9 protein-coding genes and 1 pseudogene are annotated in these 6038 nt (G+C 39.1%); 3 read left to right on the top strand and 7 right to left on the bottom strand.

Translation table 11 applies throughout. The features are described 5' to 3' along the window. On the bottom strand, nucleotides 1-582 hold a 582-nt coding region (gene mobV / locus ACP69U_RS13465; protein WP_426138797.1), incomplete at its 3' end, for a MobV family relaxase. 550 nt (nucleotides 583-1132) lie between these two features. Between mobV and ACP69U_RS13470 the strand changes: the two genes are divergently transcribed. From ACP69U_RS13470 to ACP69U_RS13480, 3 genes are all read left to right on the top strand, one after another. Beyond that, nucleotides 1133-1423: a hypothetical protein gene (locus ACP69U_RS13470; RefSeq protein ID WP_193837111.1), complete on the top strand. Its 291-nt coding sequence runs from the start codon at nucleotides 1133-1135 to the stop codon at nucleotides 1421-1423. Between the two features lie 74 nt (nucleotides 1424-1497). Then, complete coding sequence (locus ACP69U_RS13475; RefSeq protein ID WP_426138798.1) at nucleotides 1498-1779, top strand: type II toxin-antitoxin system RelB/DinJ family antitoxin; 282 nt, start codon at nucleotides 1498-1500, stop codon at nucleotides 1777-1779. Then, nucleotides 1766-2032: a type II toxin-antitoxin system RelE/ParE family toxin gene (locus ACP69U_RS13480; RefSeq protein WP_193009115.1), complete on the top strand. Its 267-nt coding sequence runs from the start codon at nucleotides 1766-1768 to the stop codon at nucleotides 2030-2032. The genes ACP69U_RS13475 and ACP69U_RS13480 overlap by 14 nt, the downstream gene beginning before the upstream one ends. A 5-nt stretch (nucleotides 2033-2037) precedes the next feature. Here ACP69U_RS13480 and ACP69U_RS13485 read toward each other — a convergent pair whose 3' ends face one another. The 6 genes and pseudogenes from ACP69U_RS13485 to ACP69U_RS13510 form a co-directional block, all read right to left on the bottom strand. Next, complete coding sequence (locus ACP69U_RS13485) at nucleotides 2038-2400, bottom strand: hypothetical protein (RefSeq protein WP_426138799.1); 363 nt, start codon at nucleotides 2398-2400, stop codon at nucleotides 2038-2040. A gap of 14 nt (nucleotides 2401-2414) precedes the next feature. Beyond that, nucleotides 2415-2777, bottom strand: coding sequence for a hypothetical protein (locus ACP69U_RS13490; protein WP_426138800.1), 363 nt, complete (start codon nucleotides 2775-2777; stop codon nucleotides 2415-2417). A gap of 4 nt (nucleotides 2778-2781) precedes the next feature. Next, the gene (locus ACP69U_RS13495; protein WP_426138801.1) at nucleotides 2782-3615 is read right to left on the bottom strand and encodes a hypothetical protein; all 834 of its coding nucleotides are present in this window, start codon (nucleotides 3613-3615) and stop codon (nucleotides 2782-2784) included. After that, a complete protein-coding gene (locus ACP69U_RS13500) occupies nucleotides 3612-4157 on the bottom strand; it encodes a PAAR domain-containing protein (protein ID WP_426138802.1) in 546 nt (181 codons plus the stop codon). The genes ACP69U_RS13495 and ACP69U_RS13500 overlap by 4 nt, the downstream gene beginning before the upstream one ends. 134 nt (nucleotides 4158-4291) lie before the next feature. After that, a complete protein-coding gene (gene repM / locus ACP69U_RS13505) occupies nucleotides 4292-5239 on the bottom strand; it encodes a replication initiation protein RepM (protein WP_193009119.1) in 948 nt (315 codons plus the stop codon). 485 nt (nucleotides 5240-5724) lie between these two features. Continuing rightward, nucleotides 5725-6038 (bottom strand): annotated as a pseudogene (locus tag ACP69U_RS13510) (hypothetical protein); the annotation flags it as partial.

A 6038-nucleotide genomic window follows, 5' to 3' on the forward strand; every position in this document is an offset into this window, starting at 1 on the left:
GTTAGCAGCCTTCACAGTCGGTTCTATTTGCTCAATAACGGCTGCTGAGACCTTTTCCCCATACCGAGCCTTGCTTTCAAACATTTCAGGCTTAGGTGCTACGGTTGTAATACTAAAATCCCTCGCATGGTTGATGTCGTGGTAATAGGCTTTGATACTGGTATGCTTGGCTTTAGAGCCTTCCTTACCTCTTGTTAGCCCCAAATCAGTAACCGTATTAGCAAAATCGGTTTGCATCTGATTTAACTTAACCCTGCCACCTAGAAAATCCTTACAGTTAAGTTTCCCTCTTTGATCAATCGGAACCACATAAGCGACCAGCTGCGGTGTGTTTATGTCTCGATGAATACTCACACCAGCAACATTTTCTGCTCCATGTTTATCCATGAGCCACTGACTAGACCGCTTAAAAAATTCCACTTCTTGGCTTTTTCCCCAGCCTTCCCATTCAGGACTGGCGGTGATCAAATACTCAATACATAGCACTGCATCAGCGCGTCTTTTTTCAGGAAGTCGATCTTTTATTGCCTGTTTGACGGCTTCAGGGGTAGCAACGCTATGATGATTTTTAGGGGTCAGCATTGGGCGTTTCTATCGTTCGATAGTTGTGTGCAAGACTGCCACCAATGTTGCCCATCGTCTTTAATTTTGCTGTCCTCAAAATTGCATAGTTCATCGCCACTTTTCCTGATTATTTGGTTTTATTTCATTGAAGTGTACCTACTACACCATAAATTCACCTGTTAGGAAAGCGTGATTTTTAGAGAAAAAAGCAGTAAAAAAGGGCTGTTTTTCACTTTTTTGAAGCTACGCTGTATACAATTTGTAGACAGATTTTTCCTTTTTAAATCAATGGCTAACGCCCATTTTGTTTGCACTTTGTATACAACTGAAATTCAATAAACCTAACAATATCAGCTATTTGGCAGTCCCTTTAGGGTGCGTATGGTGTAGTCATCAAATTAGGTGGGAAATAACGGATTTTTTATCTGTCGTAAAATCTGCTACAAAAATGGGCTTATAAGGGCGTTACTTCTCGTTTTTCACTGGCATAATCTTAGCTTGGTACAAATAATTTATTCACCTAAAAAATCATCTGTAGCTACAGATGATTCTAATAGCAGAGTTATTTATGAGCATGATCGGTGTATCAGTAGCCAGTAGTAAAAGCCTTCAACTTGAAGCCACTCAAGAAGCCTACAATAGAGCTGTCGTAAAGCTTAATTTGCTGTTGATTGACGATAAAACCAATGAAGAAGACGTTAGGGCAAAACTAATGGAAGTGATGAAAGAGAGGAACAAGCTAGGTAAATATTCCACTTCTGATCTTTATGTGATGCAAAAAGCATTGAGAAAACAGTTGATGACTTTCTTGGTAGATTGTATGAGCAGACTATTACCCCTTAGAGTTGCGAGAAGATAGAACGCTAAAGTTATTGAGGTTTAATCACCTATCGCTTATATTAGGGGTACGAATATAAGCGATAGGTGATTACTATGACTACAACTAATTATAATATACGGCTTGATCAGGATTTGAAGGACAGGTCTTTTTCTGTTCTTGAGAGCTATGGGTTAACGCCTTCACAAGCCATAAGACTGTTCTTGAACCAAGTCGCCGATACTAACGCGGTTCCCTTGTCTTTTGACTATCAGCCTAAGCTCAACGCGCAAACCATCGCGGCTATTGCAGAGTTTGCCAATGGTAACGGCACTAAGTACGACAGCTTTGGTGATTTGATGGATGAGCTAGAAGGCGAGGCTGATGAGATCCATTGAAGTATCAAGCCAGTTTAAGAGAGATGCTAAAAAGAATTATCTAAGCTTACTCACTCCTGCATGGGGCGAGGTGCTTAATTGTCTGACTAATGATGTGCCGCTACCGGCTAAGTATAAAGATCATGCGTTGACCGGCAATCACAAGGGATTTAGAGATTGCCATATCAAACCTGATTTGGTGCTTATCTACCGTGTTCAGAGCGATACGGTAGATTTCGTTAGGCTGGGTAGCCATTCAGAAGTATTTGATTAGCCCAACTATTTATGAGCCTTTACCTCAATAGTGTACTCTTGTTCAAAACCAGCTCCTGGAAAGTTAGTTCCATATGTTTCACCATACATATAAATAGTTATAGGTTCGAGTGTAGTTGCTATACCATTAATTTTCAGGTTGTTATAATTGTCTTGACCACTGTCCCTAACTCCAGGAATGATTTTAAAATCATTATTTGAAGTTTTCGAAGAGAAACTACGGTTAATAACAGTACCACCTGTAACTACTACATCGACTGTATAAGGCTGATTCAAGTAGGCATCAGGAAGCTTATTGGGTGTTACTTTGACATTGGCAGTGCAACCAACTAGAAGCATTGCTATGAAGGGAACTAAGTATCTATTCATAACAGAATACCCAACTATTTATTAGCCTTTACCTCAATGGTGTACTCTTTTTCAAACTCCTTTCCTGGGAAGTTAGTACCGTATGTGCTGCCTGCTATATAAACCGCTATAGGCTCAAGAGTAGTGGGTAAGCCATTGATTGTTAAGTTATTATAATCATCTTGACCACTGTCCCTAACTCCAGGAGTAAGCTTGAAGCTAGAGTTTGAAAATTCTGAATAAAAACTCATTCCAACGACTGCTGAATTTATTATTTCTATATCTGCCTCATAGGGTTGATTAAGGTAAGCGTCAGGAAGTTTACTAGGTGTTACTTCAACACCAGGAGCACAACCCAATAAAAACACTGTAGTAAATAGAACTAAGCATTTATTCATCGCATTATTTCTCTATTATGATGGTAGTAGTAATATATGCGCTGAATTTTGCATAAGATAGATCAGCATGAGTACTCATATTAGAATCTCCCCATGAAAATAACTTAAAGCTAACATTATCAGAGTAAGTAAGATTTTCAGTAATTGGCTTATTGCTAGTACGTAACATATCCCTCCAAACAATCCAATGATTTGGATACACGAAAAACCCTGTAGCTTGCGTTGAGATAATGCTTGAATCCAACAAAGAAATTACATGATACTTCGGGTTTTTAACATAGTTATTAATTTCTATGAAGTTTTTTACGGAGGGTGCATAGTACGTATCTTTTACCCTATATCCTGCAAGTCGGAACCAGTCTTTTATCTCTCCTGGCGTTGTAATACCGGCTACTTGCTTTAAAGGGGAGTCATAACATAGGGCTGAATTCCATGAATCCCGTAAACCTGCTAAAGTCATCCAATCAATAGCTGATATCCTCAATGAACCATCAGTTTTAAACAACTCTCTAACCTTTCTGGCATCAAAAGGTCTAATATTTAATTGATTAATCGTAGTCTCACCATCTTTCCAAAGCTCTGCTACCGCCTGCTTATATAATTTGGGATAATCGATAAGTAGACAATAAAAAAGGGTAGCGGGTCCGCATAATGAGGATTCCGCTTGATCAGGGTATGTTTTAGAAGCCATTCTATCCGCAAATTCTTTATTCACTTTCGCTGCGGTAAAGGGGTCTTTGGGATCATTTAAAGGATGCTGTCTCGATATAAACGGTCTTGGTTTGATCTTGGTAGAGGTATCTCCACCTTTCATATTGCCACTTGTGCTATTACTCATTCAAACGCTCCTAAACCGTTTTGCCATTCTAAATCCAGCTTAATCTCAATCTCATCATCGTTGTCAGAATAAAAGCGCTCCGTCCAGCCGTCTTCATCCGTAACCCCTTGATAGGTTTGACCGCTCTGCTTGTTTGTAGCTGTATAATTAAAATTAGCATAAGGCGTATCATCGTCAGCTACAAACTGAAAAGCTGTATTGTATCTACTCATTACTTTATTAGCGTAGTTCTGAGCCTCTCGCTTAATCTCCTCCGCTTCCTCAACGCCCATCACTTCAAAATCAGATTCACAAAACGACTGCTGAACCGCAATGAGCTTAGCACCGCAGCTGGTCACATCTCCTGCGCGAGCAATGGGTGCACCATCGACAATAAACGAGGCGTCTCCAGTCAAAATAGTGGTCACCTTTTTACATTTTTTACAAATGACTTTATCGCCTTTACGCGATATGGGAATACCGTTGTGAGTCGTGTGTGGTGACCCACTAATCACCTTACCGCCATGAGTTGTCGTTGCGCCTACGGTGATATAAGCTGCCATAGTATCGTCCTAAATATCACTAAGACATAAATTCTAACATGATAAATGGACATAAGTTTATACAAACCATAAGAGAGTTACCGCCATTCAAGTCTTCATTAGGGAACCGAACCGATCAAACGCACTCGTAAGCCCTAGTATTCAAGATACTCTCTGATAGGACGCTTCTTAAACTGTGAAGCATCTTTTTTAAGACGGTTAATCATTTCAAACTCCCACATCTTAGGGTCTTGACCTGCTGGACTGGTAGAGCTAACCAAATGGTTGTAATCGGCAACAAAGCTAGGATTACGAGCAATACGCCCTAGCTGATTGTCGTTTAATCCTTCTACCGTGAACATATCTGCTGTACTAGCGTCACGCTCTTCACTAACTACATCAGTCTTAGCTTTTGGCTTTTCATGAACAGTGAAAGTAAAACCTACAATCTTGCGACCTTTTTTCTTTTGAGTATAGTTAATATTGAGGTCTGATTTTTCGTTTATCTCATCAACTGCAAGGTCTAGCACTCGTATTTTAAAGTTACTCATTGCTTTGTATTCATCATCTTCAACTCCAAGCTGCCCCCTAAACTCTTGCAATTCAAACATAGGGGTTTTTTTAGCTTGTTTCCATTGAACTAGCAGCTCATAAAGTCTTACCGAGTAATTACTGGTCATCGTAGCCGTCTGCTCTAATAAGTATTTAGTGAAAAACTCTTCAGCACCATCAATACGAGTAATCCCTTGTACTACAGCTGGAGTAAATACAACTTCAATTGCTCCTTCATCATCTAGGTATCTAACTTGCGACAACCAACGAGACTTAACCAACTTACCTTCATCATCAATATAACTGAAACGTCTATTAAATAACGTATCTTCAGCTTCTTTCATCATCAAGTAGCCATTCTGTCTTGTCGTATCGAAAACCTCTGCATACCTAAGAGCATCAATACGTAAGGGCGTTTCTGCTGTCAAACCTTTGCCTGTTTCCCTAGCATCAACGACCGCGAGTTGAACGATACGTATTTCAGCAAGCTTCAGATTCTGTAAAACTGTATTTAGATGGTGAGTTTTTACCACTAGATTAGATTTAGCCATTCCTGCTACCTTTTAATTACTTTATTAAGATCTGCAATTAAAATAACATAAATATATTAGTAATTAAATACCTTAAATATATTAGTAATTAAAAGGTAAGTAAACGTAAGCTTATGGGTAAGTAAACGTAAGCTTATGGGTAAGTAAACGTAAGCTTATGGGTAAGTAAACGTAATTAAATGGAGGTTACAGCCCTTTAATACCAATGGATACAGAGGGCTTAAAAGCTGTTAAAAGCATTTAAAAGCATAAAAAGCATTTTTTTTATTTTTTACTAATGAAAAAAACAAAAGAAAAAAGCGCTAGTTACCACAAAATATTAGGGTTTTTTTATACTCTCTTGGATCAGGTAATCGATCAATTATTTATTTCTAACTTATTCATTAGTTTGTTTTTAACCTTAGTAATGAGCTATAGAAACCACTCTGTATGCCCACAGAATGAGATTTAACAGCCTTATTCCTCTATTCTGATACATTCCTAGCCTATCTAGTATTATTTCTCTCTACGACGATTATACGGCGTTCTAGCTGCATTGCCCCGTTTACCCTAGCAATCTCCTCTTGATTTAGTCCTTGAATAGCCACTAAGTAAGGCTCAACACGCTTTTTGAGGGTGTCATAGCTCGCTTCAGCAACGCTTTTATCAGTCCTAGCCTTCTCATAGTCCATCAGGATGCTGTTAGCAGCCTTCACAGTCGGTTCTATTTGCTCAATAACGGCTGCTGAGACCTTTTCCCCATACCGAGCCTTGCTTTCAAACATTTCAGGCTTAGGTGCTACGGTTGTAATACTAAAAT

Origin of the sequence: Psychrobacter sp. TWR1-1-1 (assembly GCF_049895865.1) — a bacterium.
Lineage (GTDB): Bacteria > Pseudomonadota > Gammaproteobacteria > Pseudomonadales > Moraxellaceae > Psychrobacter > Psychrobacter immobilis_A.